This window comes from Pseudomonas sp. FG35, assembly GCF_057809295.1.
Genome location: NZ_JBMDJR010000021.1, coordinates 53,305 through 70,927, shown reverse-complemented (window position 1 = coordinate 70,927; position 17,623 = coordinate 53,305). Strand labels below are relative to the sequence as shown.

Genomic DNA, 17,623 nt, shown 5'->3' with positions numbered 1-17,623 from the left:
ACGTGCCGAATCCGACGGGGTGGGTGGATCCGTTGGGGTTGACGTCCAACTGTCCTCCAAAGAGTGAACGCTCAGCCATTTGCCCTAATCCGGGTGAACCTGAGCAGCCAGACATCTCAAGACGAGGAGCATTCAGACAGGCAAAAGCTGACGCTGGGATTCCGAGGGGTCAGCAGCCGGACATACAGATAGACAAGGTAAATGGACGCCAGCGTCAATATACTTACACGAACATGACTAATAAAAGTGGCAAAAATATTCTATCCAGCACCGGGATGCCGATCCTGACTAGAGAGTATAGGTTCACTAGAGAGGACGGATTCATTGTGATACTGCAAGACCATACTGCCGGTCACAAATTCGGAGCTACCGACAATAAAGGCGATCAAGGCTCTCATTTTAACGTACGACCTGCAGACGATCCTAGAAACGGAAAAGTTGACAACACACATGAGCACTATCCATTCAGGAGGTAAAAATGCAGTACTGGAACGACCTTGAAGGAAGTAATTTTTTTTCTATGGTGTTCAGCAATCGCATCGAGATTGGTGAAATAAAGCTGTTCTCCATAGATATTGATAGCAATCAATCTTTGGTTACTATGGCCTTCGACATAAGGGAAGTACCCGACAAACCGCCAAGAAAGTGGCAATCAGCTCAATACAATGCTTGCCGAATTGGAATCACCTGCAGTGAGGTTGAGAGCATTACAATTAAAAATCTCCCGACCAATACACCATTGAAATTGACAATCCTTGGAAATGGCCTCCGGTTTAAGGTAACGGCTATTTCGGAGAATTCCGCCATTGAGTTCACGACATCTTTTCTGAGACTTAGAGACCCCACAGTTTATCTAACCGAGACTCCTTTTTGATTAGCAGGGTATATCCATTAATCGGGACCAACTGGAAAGATGAAGCAAAATTTGCTTTCGTGGATACCAACACAAATGATGAAATCACGACTCTATACACCAAAAGTAGAAAAGAGTTTTGGCGGACAATTAATGGTAATGCACAAGATAAAACAGTAAGACCTTCTCGTGACTAAGACACACAAAGCATTGGTCGTCGAAATAGACCATTTGGTAGAAGACGCTGTCTTGCTGACTGTTGAGGGCGTTGAGGTTAGGTGCTTCGCAAGCTACAGCCCTTCGAAAATTGAGGTCGGAAATACTTACGACGTTGAGTTCGAAATGGTGTTGTCTGGTGAGGAATTTGCAGCAGCTACACAATGCCAAAAAAAGCAGATCAAGATGCTCGGTAGCGGATTCCCCTGTGAGGTTTATGGCTACCTGGATGGCGAGATTTTCCGGTCGTTTGTTGATTTTACGGATCAGGATATCCACTACGAATACCCAAATCTGAATGGACAGTTCGTCAAAATTAACGCGGACAGGATTGATGTCTCGTTTGTTCGATGGCGAATGGCGGGGTTAAACCACTGCGCCACCCCTTAGCGCTCGCAATAGTATTTCCAATATTTAACGAAACAAATGCCCGTTCACTCATCATCATCAAAATCCTCATACTCAAGCTCCTCCTCACCCTCCAAAAGCGGAACCGTCGCATCATCCCATCAATGACCCCGGATCTTCATTCCCCGGATCATTGATAAACGGCAATCCGCTCGGGCCTTTCTCTTCCTTGCCTTCGGTTTCCGGAGTCATGGCGCACCTCGTCAGTCGCATTCGTATACGACGTTCGAAAAGTATGGTCGCGAATCGTTCCTGCGCATGACGCGCAGGCACAAAAAACCCGGCATAAAGCCGGGTTTCCGTAGAACCGGTCACTCAACGATGACGGTTCTTGTGTTTGTTCTTGTGCTTGTGACCACCGCCGGAGTGCGACTTGCCGCCATCGTCACCCAGGTTGTTGCCGACCGCGCCACCCGCTGCGCCGCCCAACCCTGCGCCGATAGTCGAACCGGTGGAGCCGCCGAGGCTGTTGCCGACGACGGACCCGCCTGCGGCGCCGAGGCCACCGCCAATGGCGGCTTCCGTGCGATTGCGTTTGTTCGCTCCGACGGCACTACCGGCCGCACCGCCAACGCCGGCACCCACCGCAGCACCGGTGCTGCCGCCGAGCTGGCCGCCGACCACATTGCCCAGTACACCGCCCAGCCCACCACCGACAGCCGCGGAACCATCGCCGGCAGCCATGGCGCCTTGAGCCACGAGCAGTCCTATAACCAACGCAGTTGCAGTTAAAGTCGAGCGCATACAGACCTCACAGGTCCCGGATCGGGACGGTTCGCCCGCGGAGTGGGCTATGTGGCATTGGAGGCGAATTCGGGAAAAACGTTCAGCAACGAAAAGGCCCGGCAAAAAGCCGGGCCTTTTCAGTCACGCGTTGGCAATCAGTGACGCTTGTGCCCCTTGGACAAGTTGCTGCCCACTGCGCCGCCAGCAGCACCGCCCAGGCCGGCACCGATAGTCGCGCCGTTCTTGCCACCCAGGCTGTTGCCGATGATCGAACCACCCGCCGCACCGACACCACCGCCAATGGCCGCCTTTGTGCGGGCCCCCTTCTTCGCTGCCAACGCACCGCCAGCCGCGCCGGCCAGGCCAGCGCCAATGGCCGCGCCGTTGCTGCCGCCCATTTTCTGGCCAACCACGTTACCCAGCGCGCCGCCCAGACCGCCACCCAGTGCGGCGGTACCGTCGCCAGCCATTGCACCTTGAGCAACCAGAAGCCCCAGAACCAGAGCAGGCAGAGTTAAACGCATGACGAGAACCTCAACAGAAGGAATAAAAAAGGGCGCAGATTGAATGCTGCTGCCGCGGCAATGTCCAGCGTCGCCGCGTACTTGGCGCCGATTGGACAGCGATTATGGAAAAGGTTTTATGGCAGGCAAAAAAAAGCCCGCTGGGGAGACGGGCTGGAGACTTGCTTTCTAACGGATGGCTTCACCCTACTCAGGCGCGTGTGAAAAGTTTGTGAAAGAATCCGGACGAATCTGCAATTTCTGTAGGGTATTTCTCAAAAGAAGAAACAAAAAACCCCGCTCAATGGCGGGGCTGTGTGGCATCCGATTACTTCCTGGAACGTGCCGTCACCTTGGGCAGAAATTTTGCTTTAGGCCCCTTGGGTGCCGTGGACTTGATCTTGCCGGTCTGAACCGGGTCCTCGCCAAACCCGGCCTGATACTCCGTCTGGCCGCAGCGCACGCAATTGTTGAATGGAAATTCAGCCCCGTCGTCTTCGATGTACGGATCAGTCATCTCTTCACCCCTTTCCAAATGCGGGCCGACACCGGCAAACCCTTTTGCCTGAAAAAATATCGACCTCCAAGGCTTTTGAGACTAGCCGGTCATTCCTGGACTTGTGATTCAGATCACCCGAAGCCCGACGAATGGCCTACGGAAATTAAACACATTGAGGAACCGTTGGTCCCACGCGACTAAAGATTTGCGGCGACCGGCCGCTGCCCTTTTTCCTACGCAATGAATCTCAAGGAGAGAACATGGAAATCAAAGGATTCCCGACACTGCCTGTTGTAAAGCTCACGGATGAACAGATCGCCGCCGGCAAGGCCGGGGCGGAGAAACTCAAGGAAAAGATCGCTTCGGGTGAAATCGTCATCAAGCAGCCGACCGGACCGAGTCCGTTGCAGCCTGGCGTGATCTACCACCCAGACCCGGTTCAGCCAGTTCAACCCGGCGATACGCCGCCTCTCGTCGCGATCGATACGCCGCTGACCTACGATTCGAAAGGCACTATCCTGCTCAAGCCGCAGGGCTGATTATCAGCACAGAGCCCATTCCGTTGAATGGGCTCACTAGCCTCAGCGCAACTTGACCGCCGTACCGGTCGCAAACACCACAACCATGCCGCCCTTCCCTGCCGGCATGCTGATCTCGAAATCCACCCCGACCACCGCATCCGCCTGCAAGGCCCGCGCGCGCTCCTTGATCTCGTCAGTCGCCTGAACACGCGCCTCCTTCAACGCCCGCTCCAGCGTCTGCGAACGCCCACCGAAAAAATCCCGCATGCCCGCGAACATATCGCGGATCACATTCACGCCCTGCACCGACTCGGCACTGACGATGTCCAGATACGCCGTAATCTGCCGGCCTTCGATGGAGTGGGTGGTGGAAATGATCATGGAAGTCGTCCTTTTACTTGCCGGATAAACCGCGATTGTAATGCCTGGCCAAAGGAAGCCGAACCGATCTCTGTGACCAAAAAAAACCGAACGCCAGAATGCACAAAACCCCTAGTTTCTCTCGAAACCAGGGGTTTTGTTTACATCGAATTTGGCGGTGAAGGAGAGATTCGAACTCTCGATACAGTTTCCTGTATACACACTTTCCAGGCGTGCTCCTTAAGCCACTCGGACACTTCACCGTATCTCTTCAAACATGTTCTGTCTGTCGAGGCGCGCTAATGTAGTCGAAAGCTTTTCTGATGGCAAACTTTTTTTCAGAATTTTCATGCGGTTAAGAGATAAAGTCGTTTCCGCCACCGCAGAGCCATGGCAATCCGGCCAATCTCGGGTGAGCACGGCCCTTCTATATAGGTGTGGAGGCGTTTGCCATGGGGCACGTTGCGGCGGATAAGCCGCTCAAGGGTGACCGGTGGGTCAGTCACAGTGCTTTACCTGACCGGCGACGGTGGGTAACGTCTGCCCATCTTTCTTACAAGGAATTGCGCCATGAGCGACCTGATTGCCTACCACCTCGAAGACGGTATCGCGACCCTGACCCTGAGCAACGGCAAGGTCAACGCCATTTCCCCGGACGTGATCGCGGCCTTCAACGCGGCGCTGGATCAGGCGGTGGCGGATCGTGCCATTGTGATCATCACCGGTCAGCCAGGCATTCTCTCTGGCGGCTATGACCTGAAAGTGATGACTGCTGGCCCTAAAGAGGCCGTGTCGCTGGTGACCGCCGGCTCGACCCTGGCCCGTCGCCTGTTGTCGCACCCGTTCCCGGTAATCGTTGCTTGCCCGGGGCATGCCGTGGCCAAAGGCGCGTTCATTCTGTTGTCCGCCGACTATCGGATCGGTGTCGACGGCCCGTTCAGCATTGGTCTGAACGAAGTGCAGATCGGCATGACCATGCACCACGCCGGCATCGAGCTGGCCCGTGATCGCCTGCGTCGCTCGGCCTTCCACCGCTCGGTGATCAACGGCGAGATGTTCGATCCGCAAAGTGCAGTGGATGCCGGCTTCCTCGACAAAGTGGTCGCAGCCGAAGAACTGCAAGGCGCTGCCCTCGCCGCCGCGCGTCAGTTGAAGAAGATCAACATGACCGCGCACAAGAACACCAAGCTGAAAGTGCGCAAGGCGCTGCTGGAAACCCTGGACAACGCAATCATCCAGGATCAGGAACACTTGGGCTGACACCCGGCTCATACCGATTCAGAAAAGCCCGACCGTCGTGTCGGGCTTTTTCTTGCACGCCCCGTTGAAAACTCCGCAGCAGCTCTAGGACGCCTCTGACCAACAAGTCGGAAACATGCGCTTAAACATCGCCCATCTCCAGACTCTATAGCGGCAATTGCCGAAAACAGTGCACATCCGTACACTGCGCCACCTTTTGTCCCGATGGGCCTGAAAATGCTGTTTGTGTTTCGTATGTTATTGATGGGCCTGCACTTTATTCTGGCGGGGATACTCGGAGTGATCCTCGGGCTGTGCCGGCCATTCAATCCGGACAACAGTCGCCTGTGTGCCCGCCTCTATGCACTGCCGGCCATGTGTATTTTGCGTTTGCGGGTGAAGGCCGATGTCGGCCCGTTGTTGAACAAGCCCGACAGCTGCGTGATCATCGCCAACCATCAGTCCAACTACGACCTGTTCGTGTTCGGCAACGTGGTACCGCGTCGTACCGTGTGCATCGGCAAAAAGAGCCTGAAGTGGGTGCCGCTGTTCGGGCAGCTGTTCTGGCTGGCGGGCAATGTGTTGATCGATCGTGGAAACGCACACAAGGCGCGCCAGTCGATGCTGACGACCACCGACACCTTGCAGCACAAAGACACCTCGATCTGGGTCTTTCCAGAAGGCACCCGCAACCTGGGTGAAGAACTGCTGCCGTTCAAGAAAGGCGCTTTCCAGATGGCCATTGCCGCCGGGGTGCCGATCGTTCCGGTGTGTGTCAGCAGCTACATCAAGCACATGCGCCTGAACCGCTGGCACAGCGGGAAAATTCTTATACGCTCACTACCGGCGATTCCTACGGCCGGCCTGACCATGGACGACATGCCCATGCTCATCAACCAATGCCGCGAGCAGATGCGCGAATGCATCGATGCGATGGATCGGCAGCTGCAAGCCGCGTGAAAAAGAAGCCCGCCCTGTGCGGGTTTTCTTTTGCCCGCTGAACTGTGCAGATTTCACTGACTCTCAAGCAGCGACACGGCTAAGCTGAAGCCATGTCTCTCCTGCCATCTGCCAAGAAGAAGTGAATCACCACAATGGGTCGAGTTGTTGCTGCTGCGGTTTACAGCGCCGGTAAGAAAGTCACCAATATTTCCCTCGACGAAGGCGCGGCCTGGGCCGCCAAGACCGGCCACTTCGTCTGGATCGGCCTCGAAGAGCCGAACGCCCAGGAACTCTCCAACCTGCAACGCCAATTCAACCTGCACGAACTGGCCATCGAAGACGCCCTGGAAAAACACAGCCGGCCGAAGCTCGAAACCTTCGGCGACGCGCTGTTCATCGTCACCTACTCGCCGGTGCGCGAACACGGGATTCTGCAGTTCATCGAAACCCATATCTTCGCCGGCAAGGGCTACATCATCACCGCCCGCAACGGTCACTCGGCGTCCTACGCCCACGTCCGCCAGCGCTGTGAGGCGCGGCCATTGTTGCTGGAGCACGGGGAAGATTTCGTACTGTATGCGCTGCTGGATTTCGTGATCGAAAACTATCAGCCGGTGGGCGAAGCGATCCATGCCGAGATTGATGAGCTGGAACGCAACGTATTGTGCAGCGCGCTGAATGAGCACGATATCCAGAAGCTGCACGGCCTGCGTCGCGACGTCCTGCGCCTGCGCCGTTACGCCGCGCCGATGGTGGAAATCGGCGAGGAACTGCAGAAGCTGAGCTTCCCCTTCATCGACAAGAACATGCGACCGTACTTCCGTGATGTGCAGATCCACGTGAACCGGCAGATGGAAGACCTGACCACACTGGCCGACATCGCCAGCCAGACCATCGAAATCGGCGTGTTGCTGGAGGCGTCACGGCAGAGCGTGGTGCAGCGCAAATTCGCTGCCTGGGCGGCGATTCTGGCATTCCCGACGGCGGTGGCGGGGATCTACGGGATGAACTTCCAGAACATGCCGGAGCTGAGCTGGCACTACGGCTATTTCGGTGTATTGGGCTTTATCACGGTCGGCTGCGTGAGCCTGTGGGCGAGCTTCAAGAAATCGGGCTGGCTATAAGAAAAAACGCCCCCGTGCAAAACACGGGGGCGCCTGGATTCAAGCAGCGGTCGGCTTGTGCGCCACAAAACGCATCATCCATTCCGCAACGGTGGTGCCGTGGTGCTGATGTTCCAGACTGGCCACGCCCTTGCTGTACACCTGCTCGCCCAGCGCTTCCTGACGCAGATCCAGCAGCGCCCGCGAGTAGTCGTGAATGAATTCCGGATGCCCCTGGAAACACAGCACCTGATCGTTGATGTGGTACGCGGCGAACGGGCAGAAATCGCTGGAAGCAATCACCGTCGCGTTCTCCGGCAGTGCCGTGACCTGATCCTGGTGGCTGATCAACAGCGTCAGCTCTTCACGCACTGGGCTCATCCACGGTGCCTTGGCCGCCAGTTTGTAATTGTGAATGCCGACGCCCCAACCCTGTGTAGCACGCTCGCTCTTGCCGCCCAGCAGCAGCGCCAGCAGTTGATGGCCGAAGCACACGCCGAGCAGTTTGTCGCCGCGCTCATAGCGGGTCAGCAGGTATTGCTTGAGGGTCTGGATCCACGGGTCAGTGCCGAACGAGTCAGCCTTGCTGCCGGTGACCAGATACGCATCGAAGGTCAGGTCATCACTCGGATAATCGCCCTGCATCACGTTGTACACCGTGAACTCGGCGGCGATCGGCTGTTGCGAGAACAGGCGCTGGAACATCTGCCCGTAACCCTGATATTCATCGACCAGTTCCGGACGCAGGATGTCGGTTTCCAGAATGCAGATGCGTAGCGACATAAAAAATACCTGACACGTGATGGGAATAATGCACACCCCAGAGCCTGCCTTGAAACCACCCGGCAAGGCAAGCCCCGAAATGCGTCCCCAGCCCGTTAGAACAATTCGCCCCTCGCAGCCTTCTCAAGCAGCAACGCTGGCGGTGCGAAACGCTCGCCGTACTGCTCCGCCAGATACTGCGCCCGCGCGACGAAATCCTTCACGCCATATTGATTGATGAACTGCAACGCGCCGCCCGTCCATGCCGCAAAACCGATGCCGAAAATCGAGCCAACGTTGGCATCCGCCGTCGACGTCAGCACGCCCTCCTCCACACAACGCACGGTTTCGATGGCCTGCACGAACAACAGTCGATCACGTACATCCTTCGGTGAAATCTGCCCGTCGGCTTTCTCGAAACGGGTTTTCAGCTCGGGCCACAGATGTTTCTGACCACCCGCCGGGTACTCATAAAAACCGCCTCCCGCTGCCTTGCCCGACCGCTTGTATTCGTTGAGCAGCAAGTCAATCACGGCGAACGCCGGGTGCTCAATCAGCGGTTTCCCTTCTGCTTGAAGGTCTTTGGCCGTTTGCTGACGGATATGGCTCATCAGGCTGAGGGAAACTTCGTCAGAGATCGCCAGCGGCCCGACAGGCATGCCGGCCTTGCGCGCCTCGGTCTCGATCATCGGCGCACTGACGCCCTCACCCAGCATGGCAATGCCTTCATTGGTGAAGGTGCCGAACACCCGCGAGGTAAAGAAGCCGCGACTGTCGTTGACCACGATCGGGGTTTTCTTGATTTGCAGTACGAAATCGAACCCGCGAGCGAGAGTTTCGTCGCTGGTCTTTGCGCCTTTGATGATTTCCACCAGCGGCATCTTTTCCACCGGGCTAAAGAAGTGCAGGCCGATGAACTTGCTTTGATCCGGTACCGCAGTCGCCAAGCCAGTGATTGGCAAGGTCGAGGTGTTGGAAGCAATCACAGCATCGGCGCCGACCACCTGTTGCGCTGCCGCCGAGACCTTGGCCTTGAGCTGACGATCCTCGAACACCGCCTCGATGATCAGATCGCAACCTGCCAGATCGGCATCGCTTTCGGTCGGCTGGATACGCGCCAGCACCGCTTCACGCTGCTGCGCAGACATTTGCCCACGAGCGACTTTTTTATCCAGCAGCGCCGCCGAATGCGCCTTGCCCTTTTCGGCAGCAGCAAGGTTGATGTCCTTGAGCACCACATCGATTCCGGCCACAGCGCTGACGTACGCGATTCCCGCCCCCATCATTCCGGCGCCAAGCACGCCCACACGCTTCGTCACATAAGGCGCAAAACCCTGCGGCCGCGAACCGCCGGCATTGATTTCATTGAGCTGAAACCAGAAGGTGCCGATCAGGTTTTTCGAGATCTGGCCGGTGGTCAGTTCGGTAAAGTAGCGGGTTTCGATCAGGTGCGCCGTGTCGAAATCCACCTGCGCGCCCTCCACCGCCGCGCAAAGAATCTTCTCCGGTGCCGGCAACGTGCCTTGGGTTTTGGTGCGCAGGATCGACGGCGCAATCGCCAGCATCTGCGCAACTTTCGGATTGGATGGCGTGCCGCCGGGAATCTGATAACCCTTCACATCCCAACGCTGCACGGCCGCAGGATTGGCCAGAATCCACGCCCGGGCCTTGGCCAGCAGCTCATCGCGATCCGCCGCCAGTTCATCGATCAAACCTGCCTGCAACGCCTGCTGCGGACGGACTTTCTTGCCTTCAAGCAGATACGGCAAAGCCTTTTCGATGCCAAGCATGCGCACCATGCGCACAACTCCGCCGCCGCCCGGTAATAAACCGAGGGTCACTTCCGGCAAACCGAGTTGCACCGACGCATCGTCCAACGCAACGCGGTGGTGGCAGGCCAGGCAGATTTCCCAGCCACCGCCGAGTGCCGCGCCGTTGATCGCCGCGACCACCGGTTTGCCGAGGGTTTCCAGGGTGCGCAACTGGCCCTTGAGGGTCAGCACCATGTCGTAGAAGGCCTTGGCTTCGGGCTTGCCGACCTTGATCAGTTCATTCAGGTCGCCACCGGCGAAGAAGGTTTTCTTGGCCGAAGTGATGATCACCCCGGCGATGTCATCTTTTTCCGCCAGCAGTCGGGCGACGCTGTCGGCCATGGCCTCGCGGTACACCGCGTTCATGGTGTTGGCGCTCTGGCCCGGCATGTCGATGGTCAGGAGGACGATGCCGTCCTGGCCTTTTTCGTAACGAATGGCTTGGGTCATGACAGGATTCCTTGGGATCAGAGGCGTTCGATGATGGTGGCGATGCCCATGCCGCCGCCGACGCACAGCGTCGCCAGGCCGTAGCGCAGGCGTCGGGCTTCCAGTTCATCGAGCAAGGTGCCGAGGATCGCGCAACCGGTGGCCCCCAACGGGTGGCCCATGGCGATCGAGCCGCCATTGACGTTGACCTTGTCCGGGTCGACGGCCATGTCCTTGATGAATTTCAGCACCACCGAGGCGAATGCCTCGTTGACCTCGAAAAGGTCGATGTCTTCCACCCGCAGCCCGGCCTTGGCCAATGCCTTGCGAGTGGCCGGCGCCGGGCCGGTGAGCATGATCGTCGGATCGGTGCTGGTGACCGCCGTGGCGACGATCCGCGCCCGGGGTTGCAGGCCCAACGCGCGCCCCTTGGCTTCGGAGCCGATCAACATCAGCGCCGCGCCATCGACGATCCCCGAGCTGTTGCCCGGCGTGTGCACATGGTTGATCCGCTCGACATGGCTGTAGACACGCAGCGCCGTGGCGTCGAAGCCCAGCTGGCCGATCATCTCGAAACTCGGCTTGAGCTTGCCCAGGCCTTCAAGGGTCGACTCGGCGCGAATGAACTCATCGTGATCGAGCAGGATGATGCCGTTCTGGTCCTGCACCGGCACCAACGACTTGTTGAACGAACCGTCGGCCCGGGCGCGAGCGGCTTTCTGTTGCGAGTGCAGCGCGTAGGCATCGACGTCCTGACGGCTGAAGCCTTCCAGGGTGGCGATCAGGTCGGCGCCGACGCCTTGTGGCGTGAAATGGCTGTGCAGGTTGGTTTGCGGATCCAGCGCCCAGGCGCCACCGTCGCTGCCCATCGGCACGCGGGACATGGATTCGACGCCGCCGACCACCACCAGCTCTTCAAACCCGGAGCGCACTTTCATCGCCCCCAGGTTCACCGCTTCCAGTCCCGAGGCGCAGAAGCGGTTGATCTGCACGCCCGCGACGCTGACGTCCCAATCGGCCACCTGCACCGCGGTCTTGGCGATGTCCGAGCCCTGATCGCCGATCGGCGTGACACAACCCAGCACCACGTCATCGACCTGGCTGGTGTCCAGCGCAGTGCGCGCTTGCAAAGCGGTCAGCAGCCCTGCCACCAGGTTCACCGGTTTGACGCTGTGCAGCGAACCGTCGGCCTTGCCCTTGCCACGGGGCGTGCGTAACGCGTCGAAAATCAAAGCTTGGGTCATGACGTCCTCGAACCTGTGCGGTGAGTGAAATTCGTGCTGCCACTGTTGTCTTCACCCGTCATGGATTCAATGACCACAGCGCTCAATGACGTTGACGCGCACGCTCAGACGGACGGTCATCCGTGGCCTGATTAACCGGTTCAGGTGCGCGAGCTGTCTAGCAAACGGGCGGCAAAGAAGCTGGCAATGGGCCTCATGCCTTTTTAATAGCGACTGGTAGCAAATACATACGAAATGGATCTAAGCGAAGCGTGACGCGGGCCCTAAGGTGAAGATGTACGTCGTTGTCGTCGGGTTTTGCCGAGACAGGCGTTCGCTACAGGAAGTGCAGCGCTTGCCGTCATGGATATGCAGGCAGGCATCAGGAAATAACAATAAAGGCGGTCAAGCCATGTTCAAACAACCGAAAGTACGGCAAGCAGGGCTCATTCTTTTCGCCACGACGCTGTTGTTGATTCTGCCGAACCTGACCAAGGTCATCGGCTGATTCAAGTGTCAGGTATTGTTTATCGCCACTGAAAATGCGACTGGCCCGCTACCCGGGCCAGCGTGGCTGTGCCAATCTTTGCGCACTTCCACGACATGGACGGCGATCACTTGAAAACGCTCATTCTATTTGGGGCCGCGCTGCTGAGCATGCCCCTGTCTGCCGCGCAGCTGAACCTGGAGCTGGGCGCGAACACCCGCACCTGGCAGACCGAGGAGTTGCTCAAGCATCCTCAGGTACAAACCCTCACGGTCAAGAATGATGTGTCCTACAAGAAGGACATGACCTATCGCGCCGTGCCGATGGCCGCGCTGCTGACCGGCATCAAACCGGAGGATCACCTGCAAGCCGTAGCGCTGGACGGTTTCGCCGCCGAACTGTCCGCCGCGCCGCTACTGAACAACAAAGGCTCTCGCGCCTGGCTGGCCATCGAGGATCCGGCGCAGCCCTGGCCGCCGCTGTCGGAAGGCAAGCACAGCGCCGGACCGTTCTATCTGGTGTGGACTGATCCGCAGGCCGGCAATATCAGCCCGGAACAATGGCCGTTCGAAGTCGCCAGCATCAAGCGCATGGCGCCAGTGGCCGAGCGCTTCCCTGCCCTGTTGCCGGATCCTGCGTTGAAGGCCGACGACCCGGTGAATCAGGGTTTTGCGTTGTTTCAGAAGAACTGTCTGGCGTGCCATCGCCTGAATGGCGCAGGCGATGCGCAATTCGGGCCGGACCTGAATATTCCGTACAACCCGACCGAATACTTCGGCGCGGACTTCCTCAAGCGCTACATCCGCGATCCGCAGAGTCTGCGTCAGTGGCCGCAGGCGAAGATGCCGGGGTTTTCCGCCGAGGTGTTGCCGGATGCGGATCTGCAGAAACTGATCGGGTATTTGCAGCACATGGCCGGGCGCAAGGTTGCGCCCGCCAAGTAAGCCAACTACGTCGTTTACTGCTGCTGCACCGAGATGATTGGCGCTGGTGTCGGCGACACCAGCACTTTCGCGTGCATCTGCTCTGAACCGCCGCCACGGCGCATCCCGCGCACCGGGCAGGCGTCGAGGTAATCCAGACCCACTGCCAGTTTCAGGTGCCGCTCCGGCCGCGCCAGTTCATTGGTCACGTCAAAGCTGTACCAGGCGTCATCGATCCAGGCTTCGGCCCAGGCGTGACTGGCCAGATGCTCGCAATCCTCGCTGTACAGATAACCCGACACATAACGTGACGGCACCCCGAGACTGCGCGCGCAGGCTAGGAACGCATGGGCGTGATCCTGGCAAACACCCGCCCGCCCGGCAAATGCCTCGGCGGCACTGGTGTCGACTTCGGTGGCGCCCGGCTTGTAGGTCATGTGCTGGTTCAGCCCATGCATCAGGTCGATCAGTGCATTGCGGTCCCGTCGCTGCTTGCAGGATTTCTCGGCAAACGCCCGCAACGCCTCGTCAGCTTCGGTCAGCCGGGTGAAACGCAGGAACGGCAGCGCCGACTGACTCTCGTGCTCCGCTTCGCGCAACTCGTCGATATCGACCTGCCCCCGGGCGCCGATGATGATCGCTTCGTGAGGCTCGTCCATGGTCAGGACGTGCAGAATGTTGCCGAACGGATCGAGCTGGGCGCGCACCGGGCGCGGCAGGTCGAGCTGCCAGCTCAGCACGTGCTGACGCTCGCTGTCGTGGGGTGTCAGGCGCAGGTACTGGATGCTCGCGCGCACCTGATCTTCGTAGTGATAGGTGGTCTCGTGGCTGATGGAAAGTCTCATGCGGCCTCCAGGTAGGAACTGTGAATGGCGTTGCCCAGCTGGCGCACCAGCGGGATGAATTCGGTGAGCCAGGCGTGCAGCCCTTCCTCGAGAATTTCTTGAATGCCGGTGTAGCGCAGACGCGCGTCCATTTCCGCCGCCAGTCGTTGCGCAGGACGACCGTTGGCCCCCGGCAATTGCGCGAGGATCTGGTCGATCTCTTCGGTGCAGGCCCGCAGCGAACGCGGCACGTCGGCGCGCAACAACAGCAGCTCGGCCACATGCCGGGCGCCGGGCGCATCGCGATAGATCTCGGTGTAGGCCTCGAACGATGACAGCGCCCGCAACAGTGCACTCCACTGGTAATAGGCGTGAGCGGTGCCATCGCTGACTGCTTCGGCCTGATCGCCGGCCATTTCGTAACGCGCATCGAGCAGGCGCAACGTGTTGTCCGCCCGCTCGATGAAGGTCCCCAGGCGAATGAAACGAAACGCGTCGTTGCGCATGATGGTGCCGTAGGATGCCCCACGGAACAGGTGCGAACGTTCCTTGATCCACTCGCAGAAGCGACTCATGCCATAACGGCTGAGGCCCTGATTGGCGATCCCGCGAATCTCCAGCCAGGTGGCGTTGATGTTCTCCCACATGTCGGCGGTGATCCGGCCACGCACCGCATGGGCGCTGGCGCGCGCCGCGCCGAGGCAGCTATAGATGCTCGCCGGATTGGCCGCGTCGAGGGCGAAGAAGTGCAGCAAGCGCTCGGCATGCAGCTCGCCGTGGCGTTCCAGGTAATCGTCCAGCGTGCCGGTGATCAGCAGCGGCATCGCCAGTTCGTGCAGACCGTCGCCACGGCCGTCCTGCGGCATCAGCGACAGCGAATAACTGACGTCGAGCATCCGCGCGAGGTTTTCCGCCCGCTCCAGGTAGCGCGACATCCAGTACAGATCCGAGGCAGTTCTACTTAACATGGCAGGCTTCCTTCAATCCTCGACCACCCAGGTGTCCTTGGTTCCGCCGCCCTGGGATGAATTCACCACCAGAGAGCCTTCACGCAGGGCGACACGGGTCAAACCGCCGGGCACGACCCGGGTTTCGCGGCCGGACAATACGAACGGGCGCAGGTCGATATGGCGCGGCGCAATGCCGTTTTCGACAAAGGTCGGACAAGTCGACAGCGACAGCGTCGGTTGCGCGATGTACGCGTGGGGCTTGGCCTTGATCCGCTCGCGGAACGCATCGATTTCCGCGGTGGTCGCCGCCGGCCCCACGAGCATCCCGTAACCACCGGAGCCCTGGGTTTCCTTGACCACCAGATCCGGAAGATTGGCCAGCACGTGGGAAAGTTCAGACGGGTTGCGGCATTGCCAGGTCGGCACGTTCTTCAGGATCGGTTCTTCGTCGAGGTAGAAACGGATCATTTCGGTAACGAACGGATACACCGATTTGTCGTCCGCCACGCCGGTGCCGATAGCATTGGCCAACACTACATTGCCGGAGCGATACGACGACAGCAGCCCCGGCACGCCGAGCATCGAGTCCGGGCGGAAGGCCAAAGGATCGAGGAACGCATCGTCGAGCCGGCGGTAGATCACGTCCACCGCTTTCGGGCCGTCGGTGGTGCGCATGAAGACCTTGTCGTCGCGCACGAACAGATCCGCGCCCTCCACCAGCTCCACGCCCATTTCCCGGGCCAGGAACGCATGCTCGAAAAACGCGCTGTTGAACCGACCCGGCGTCAGCACCACCACACTCGGGTCGTCGATCGGGCTTGAGCTTTTCAGGGTGTCGAGCAGCAGGTTCGGGTAATGGTCGATGGGAGCGATGCGCTGGGCCGCGAACAGTTCGGGGAACAGGCGCATCATCATCTTGCGGTCTTCGAGCATGTAGCTCACGCCGCTTGGTGTGCGCAGGTTGTCCTCGAGCACGTAATAAGTGCCGTCGCCGTCGCGCACCAGATCGACGCCGGAGATGTGCGAATAGATATCGCGGTGCAGGTCCAGCCCCTGCATCGCCAACTGATATTGCTCGTTGGCCAGCACCTGTTCGGCGGGAATGATCCCGGCCTTGATGATGCGTTGCTCGTGGTAAAGGTCGGCGAGGAACATGTTCAGCGCCTTGACCCGCTGGATGCAGCCGCGCTCGACGATCCGCCATTCACTGGCCGGAATGCTGCGCGGAATGGTGTCGAAGGGAATCAGACGCTCTGTCCCCTGCTCGTCCCCGTAGAGCGTGAAGGTGATCCCGGCGCGATGGAACAGCAGATCGGCCTCGCGTCGCCGCTGGGCCAGCAGCTCGTCAGGCGTTTCGGCCAGCCAGCGGGCAAACTCCCGGTAATGCGGGCGGATCTGGCCGCCGGCATCGTACATCTCATCAAAATAGGTGCGGATCATGCCGTACTCCTTGTCACTCCGGACATACAGGCCTTCGCAAGGCCCGTGCCATCGGCATAAACGCTTTGATTTCAATCGGTTGGATATTCACGCCACACGTACCGCACCATTCCTGTGCGGCAAATGCCCCAACCTGATCGCCCCCGCCTCATTGCGACGCAGTCCCGTCGCCTATCACCAGCATAGTCAGAGTTGATTTCACTGCCCGTCGGCGGCTGCGGATAATCCGCGCATCCGCTGCAAAAACGTCGCTGACGAAGTACGCAGCCTCACTGTTCCGGCTTGCCCTGGCAGCCCTCCCGGCCGTAACCCTGACCGGTTTCCTCTCCTTCCGGTCTTCCCTTTCAGCCACCCCCTCAGGTGGCTTTTTTTTGCGCCGGATTCTTGTTTCAGGGTTTTGCCATGAGGCGTTCAGGGGCAGAAACGACAACGGCCGACCCGAAGGTCAGCCGTTGCTCGACGTGTTGCGAGAGTGATCAGTTCAAACGGTGCCGGTTGCGGATCTCCTGTTTCACGCCCCAGCCTTCGATGATGCCGCCCAAGGGCTCGACCACCGCCGAAAAGCCCTGCTCGAAATCGCCAATGTCGTCGTAGGTTGCGTACATCACCTTGCTCAATTCCAGAGACCAGGCGCCGTCGTCGCGCGCACTGACCTGGGCATTGATGGATTCACCGCGAAATTTGCCTGCCGCCCTGCGTGCCCGCTCCTCGTCCGGGAAAATGGCGTAGAACTCGATGGGATGGAATCGGGAAAAATCGAAACCGCCTTCTTTCATGCGGCGCAGCACGCTGCTGCTGATGTCTTCTTGATAGGCTGTGCTCATGAATCGTCCCCCTCGCATAGATGGATAGACTTTCCGTATTCCCTGCACTGGCCCACAGGGCCCGGGTGCTTACGGCAACCGCGTTGCCGGCGGGAAACAAGCATGTAGCTGACAAGACCAGACCTTAGCGATCCGTTCGCTGATCTCGCTTGCAGAGTAGCCCCAAGATAGAGCCGCTGCCAAGGCCTGGTAAGCAATGTAAAGGAAGATTCAGATTGGGGTGATGCTGCGGATTTCGATGCTGTTCTGGGTTTTCAGGCTTTTTACGCCGGCATCGGCGGTGCGCCCTTCCAGATCGTTCAGGTCAAGCTCGGCGGCGACCGGCAGCAACCGTTCCTTGATGAGGCGGGCTGCCCGTTCATGACTGGGGCATTCCTCGCACTCGAAGACTTCGTCGATCGTTTCACCATGATCGTCCACGAAAGTGACTTTCCACTTTGACATCGGAGCCTCCTCGATCAAACCCGCAAATGGGCTTACACCTATCTCGACTTTTGTCAGGATTGATCGTTCAAAAGGTTTACACCGATGCAACATGAAAAAAGCCGAGGCCGGCGTGTTTTCGCACACCGGCCTCGGC

Annotated in this window: 20 protein-coding genes and 1 tRNA gene; 8 read left to right on the top strand and 13 right to left on the bottom strand. The window is 58.8% G+C overall.

The window, feature by feature from the left end; translation table 11 throughout:
• Positions 1–233 precede the first annotated feature (233 nt).
• From ACODTD_RS27165 to ACODTD_RS27155, 3 genes are all read left to right on the top strand, one after another.
• A complete protein-coding gene (locus ACODTD_RS27165) occupies positions 234–476 on the top strand; it encodes an HNH/endonuclease VII fold putative polymorphic toxin (protein WP_489105385.1) in 243 nt (80 codons plus the stop codon).
• A gap of 2 nt (positions 477–478) precedes the next feature.
• Positions 479–874 carry an Imm50 family immunity protein gene (locus ACODTD_RS27160; protein ID WP_489105383.1) on the top strand — a complete coding sequence of 132 codons (396 nt, stop codon included), beginning with the start codon at positions 479–481 and terminating at the stop codon, positions 872–874.
• A 168-nt stretch (positions 875–1,042) separates the two neighbouring features.
• Complete coding sequence (locus ACODTD_RS27155) at positions 1,043–1,459, top strand: hypothetical protein (RefSeq protein WP_489105382.1); 417 nt, start codon at positions 1,043–1,045, stop codon at positions 1,457–1,459.
• A 333-nt stretch (positions 1,460–1,792) separates the two neighbouring features.
• Here ACODTD_RS27155 and ACODTD_RS27150 read toward each other — a convergent pair whose 3' ends face one another.
• From ACODTD_RS27150 to ACODTD_RS27140, 3 genes are all read right to left on the bottom strand, one after another.
• Positions 1,793–2,221, bottom strand: a complete 429-nt coding sequence (locus ACODTD_RS27150; RefSeq protein ID WP_102718269.1) for a glycine zipper domain-containing protein — start codon at positions 2,219–2,221, stop codon at positions 1,793–1,795.
• 137 nt (positions 2,222–2,358) lie between these two features.
• Positions 2,359–2,727 carry a hypothetical protein gene (locus tag ACODTD_RS27145; protein WP_011333227.1) on the bottom strand — a complete coding sequence of 123 codons (369 nt, stop codon included), beginning with the start codon at positions 2,725–2,727 and terminating at the stop codon, positions 2,359–2,361.
• A gap of 307 nt (positions 2,728–3,034) precedes the next feature.
• Positions 3,035–3,223 carry a hypothetical protein gene (locus ACODTD_RS27140; RefSeq protein WP_085690513.1) on the bottom strand — a complete coding sequence of 63 codons (189 nt, stop codon included), beginning with the start codon at positions 3,221–3,223 and terminating at the stop codon, positions 3,035–3,037.
• Between the two features lie 242 nt (positions 3,224–3,465).
• On the opposite strand from ACODTD_RS27140, the gene ACODTD_RS27135 reads away from it, so the two are divergent.
• Positions 3,466–3,744, top strand: coding sequence for a hypothetical protein (locus ACODTD_RS27135; RefSeq protein ID WP_064594653.1), 279 nt, complete (start codon positions 3,466–3,468; stop codon positions 3,742–3,744).
• Positions 3,745–3,786: 42 nt separating this feature from the next.
• On the opposite strand, the gene ACODTD_RS27130 is transcribed toward ACODTD_RS27135, so the two are convergent.
• Both ACODTD_RS27130 and ACODTD_RS27125 read right to left on the bottom strand, forming a co-directional pair.
• On the bottom strand, positions 3,787–4,107 hold the full coding sequence (locus tag ACODTD_RS27130; protein ID WP_007959944.1) for a YbjQ family protein: 321 nt from the start codon (positions 4,105–4,107) through the stop codon (positions 3,787–3,789).
• 152 nt (positions 4,108–4,259) lie between these two features.
• Positions 4,260–4,349, bottom strand: a tRNA-Ser gene (locus ACODTD_RS27125).
• Positions 4,350–4,656: 307 nt separating this feature from the next.
• Here ACODTD_RS27125 and ACODTD_RS27120 point away from each other — a divergent pair.
• The 3 genes from ACODTD_RS27120 to ACODTD_RS27110 all read left to right on the top strand — a co-directional run bounded on the left by ACODTD_RS27120 (position 4,657) and on the right by ACODTD_RS27110 (position 7,391).
• Positions 4,657–5,346, top strand: a complete 690-nt coding sequence (locus ACODTD_RS27120) for a crotonase/enoyl-CoA hydratase family protein (RefSeq protein WP_011333225.1) — start codon at positions 4,657–4,659, stop codon at positions 5,344–5,346.
• 216 nt (positions 5,347–5,562) lie between these two features.
• Positions 5,563–6,285 (top strand): 1-acylglycerol-3-phosphate O-acyltransferase, encoded by a 723-nt coding sequence (locus tag ACODTD_RS27115; RefSeq protein ID WP_285354612.1) that lies wholly within the window; start codon positions 5,563–5,565, stop codon positions 6,283–6,285.
• 134 nt (positions 6,286–6,419) lie between these two features.
• Complete coding sequence (locus tag ACODTD_RS27110; RefSeq protein ID WP_011333223.1) at positions 6,420–7,391, top strand: magnesium and cobalt transport protein CorA; 972 nt, start codon at positions 6,420–6,422, stop codon at positions 7,389–7,391.
• A 39-nt stretch (positions 7,392–7,430) separates the two neighbouring features.
• Here the strand turns inward: ACODTD_RS27110 and ACODTD_RS27105 are convergent, their stop codons facing one another.
• The 3 genes from ACODTD_RS27105 to ACODTD_RS27095 all read right to left on the bottom strand — a co-directional run bounded on the left by ACODTD_RS27105 (position 7,431) and on the right by ACODTD_RS27095 (position 11,616).
• Positions 7,431–8,153 (bottom strand): amidotransferase, encoded by a 723-nt coding sequence (locus ACODTD_RS27105; protein ID WP_007959955.1) that lies wholly within the window; start codon positions 8,151–8,153, stop codon positions 7,431–7,433.
• A gap of 95 nt (positions 8,154–8,248) precedes the next feature.
• Positions 8,249–10,393, bottom strand: a complete 2,145-nt coding sequence (locus ACODTD_RS27100) for a 3-hydroxyacyl-CoA dehydrogenase NAD-binding domain-containing protein (RefSeq protein ID WP_489105381.1) — start codon at positions 10,391–10,393, stop codon at positions 8,249–8,251.
• A gap of 17 nt (positions 10,394–10,410) precedes the next feature.
• The gene (locus tag ACODTD_RS27095) at positions 10,411–11,616 is read right to left on the bottom strand and encodes an acetyl-CoA C-acetyltransferase (RefSeq protein ID WP_201820450.1); all 1,206 of its coding nucleotides are present in this window, start codon (positions 11,614–11,616) and stop codon (positions 10,411–10,413) included.
• Positions 11,617–12,198: 582 nt separating this feature from the next.
• Between ACODTD_RS27095 and ACODTD_RS27090 the strand changes: the two genes are divergently transcribed.
• Positions 12,199–13,026 (top strand): c-type cytochrome, encoded by an 828-nt coding sequence (locus ACODTD_RS27090; RefSeq protein ID WP_285354676.1) that lies wholly within the window; start codon positions 12,199–12,201, stop codon positions 13,024–13,026.
• A 14-nt stretch (positions 13,027–13,040) separates the two neighbouring features.
• Here ACODTD_RS27090 and ACODTD_RS27085 read toward each other — a convergent pair whose 3' ends face one another.
• The 5 genes from ACODTD_RS27085 to ACODTD_RS27065 all read right to left on the bottom strand — a co-directional run bounded on the left by ACODTD_RS27085 (position 13,041) and on the right by ACODTD_RS27065 (position 17,487).
• On the bottom strand, positions 13,041–13,850 hold the full coding sequence (locus tag ACODTD_RS27085; protein ID WP_007959971.1) for a transglutaminase family protein: 810 nt from the start codon (positions 13,848–13,850) through the stop codon (positions 13,041–13,043).
• Complete coding sequence (locus ACODTD_RS27080; RefSeq protein WP_007959974.1) at positions 13,847–14,797, bottom strand: alpha-E domain-containing protein; 951 nt, start codon at positions 14,795–14,797, stop codon at positions 13,847–13,849. The genes ACODTD_RS27085 and ACODTD_RS27080 overlap by 4 nt, the downstream gene beginning before the upstream one ends.
• A 12-nt stretch (positions 14,798–14,809) precedes the next feature.
• The gene (locus ACODTD_RS27075; protein ID WP_039769936.1) at positions 14,810–16,219 is read right to left on the bottom strand and encodes a circularly permuted type 2 ATP-grasp protein; all 1,410 of its coding nucleotides are present in this window, start codon (positions 16,217–16,219) and stop codon (positions 14,810–14,812) included.
• A 476-nt stretch (positions 16,220–16,695) separates the two neighbouring features.
• Positions 16,696–17,043 (bottom strand): ribonuclease E inhibitor RraB, encoded by a 348-nt coding sequence (locus ACODTD_RS27070; protein ID WP_007959978.1) that lies wholly within the window; start codon positions 17,041–17,043, stop codon positions 16,696–16,698.
• A 210-nt stretch (positions 17,044–17,253) separates the two neighbouring features.
• Positions 17,254–17,487 carry a hypothetical protein gene (locus ACODTD_RS27065; protein WP_007959980.1) on the bottom strand — a complete coding sequence of 78 codons (234 nt, stop codon included), beginning with the start codon at positions 17,485–17,487 and terminating at the stop codon, positions 17,254–17,256.
• Positions 17,488–17,623 lie beyond the last annotated feature (136 nt).

Bases quoted from the DNA above. Each gene is read 5' to 3' on its own strand.
- ACODTD_RS27165 (WP_489105385.1), top strand. From the start codon at position 234: ATGACTAATAAAAGTGGCAAAAATATTCTATCCAGCACCGGGATGCCG.
- ACODTD_RS27160 (WP_489105383.1), top strand. From the start codon at position 479: ATGCAGTACTGGAACGACCTTGAAGGAAGTAATTTTTTTTCTATGGTG.
- ACODTD_RS27150 (WP_102718269.1), bottom strand. From the start codon at position 2,221: ATGCGCTCGACTTTAACTGCAACTGCGTTGGTTATAGGACTGCTCGTG.
- ACODTD_RS27145 (WP_011333227.1), bottom strand. From the start codon at position 2,727: ATGCGTTTAACTCTGCCTGCTCTGGTTCTGGGGCTTCTGGTTGCTCAA.
- ACODTD_RS27140 (WP_085690513.1), bottom strand. From the start codon at position 3,223: ATGACTGATCCGTACATCGAAGACGACGGGGCTGAATTTCCATTCAAC.
- ACODTD_RS27135 (WP_064594653.1), top strand. From the start codon at position 3,466: ATGGAAATCAAAGGATTCCCGACACTGCCTGTTGTAAAGCTCACGGAT.
- ACODTD_RS27130 (WP_007959944.1), bottom strand. From the start codon at position 4,107: ATGATCATTTCCACCACCCACTCCATCGAAGGCCGGCAGATTACGGCG.
- ACODTD_RS27120 (WP_011333225.1), top strand. From the start codon at position 4,657: ATGAGCGACCTGATTGCCTACCACCTCGAAGACGGTATCGCGACCCTG.
- ACODTD_RS27115 (WP_285354612.1), top strand. From the start codon at position 5,563: ATGCTGTTTGTGTTTCGTATGTTATTGATGGGCCTGCACTTTATTCTG.
- ACODTD_RS27110 (WP_011333223.1), top strand. From the start codon at position 6,420: ATGGGTCGAGTTGTTGCTGCTGCGGTTTACAGCGCCGGTAAGAAAGTC.
- ACODTD_RS27105 (WP_007959955.1), bottom strand. From the start codon at position 8,153: ATGTCGCTACGCATCTGCATTCTGGAAACCGACATCCTGCGTCCGGAA.
- ACODTD_RS27100 (WP_489105381.1), bottom strand. From the start codon at position 10,393: ATGACCCAAGCCATTCGTTACGAAAAAGGCCAGGACGGCATCGTCCTC.
- ACODTD_RS27095 (WP_201820450.1), bottom strand. From the start codon at position 11,616: ATGACCCAAGCTTTGATTTTCGACGCGTTACGCACGCCCCGTGGCAAG.
- ACODTD_RS27090 (WP_285354676.1), top strand. From the start codon at position 12,199: ATGGACGGCGATCACTTGAAAACGCTCATTCTATTTGGGGCCGCGCTG.
- ACODTD_RS27085 (WP_007959971.1), bottom strand. From the start codon at position 13,850: ATGAGACTTTCCATCAGCCACGAGACCACCTATCACTACGAAGATCAG.
- ACODTD_RS27080 (WP_007959974.1), bottom strand. From the start codon at position 14,797: ATGTTAAGTAGAACTGCCTCGGATCTGTACTGGATGTCGCGCTACCTG.
- ACODTD_RS27075 (WP_039769936.1), bottom strand. From the start codon at position 16,219: ATGATCCGCACCTATTTTGATGAGATGTACGATGCCGGCGGCCAGATC.
- ACODTD_RS27070 (WP_007959978.1), bottom strand. From the start codon at position 17,043: ATGAGCACAGCCTATCAAGAAGACATCAGCAGCAGCGTGCTGCGCCGC.
- ACODTD_RS27065 (WP_007959980.1), bottom strand. From the start codon at position 17,487: ATGTCAAAGTGGAAAGTCACTTTCGTGGACGATCATGGTGAAACGATC.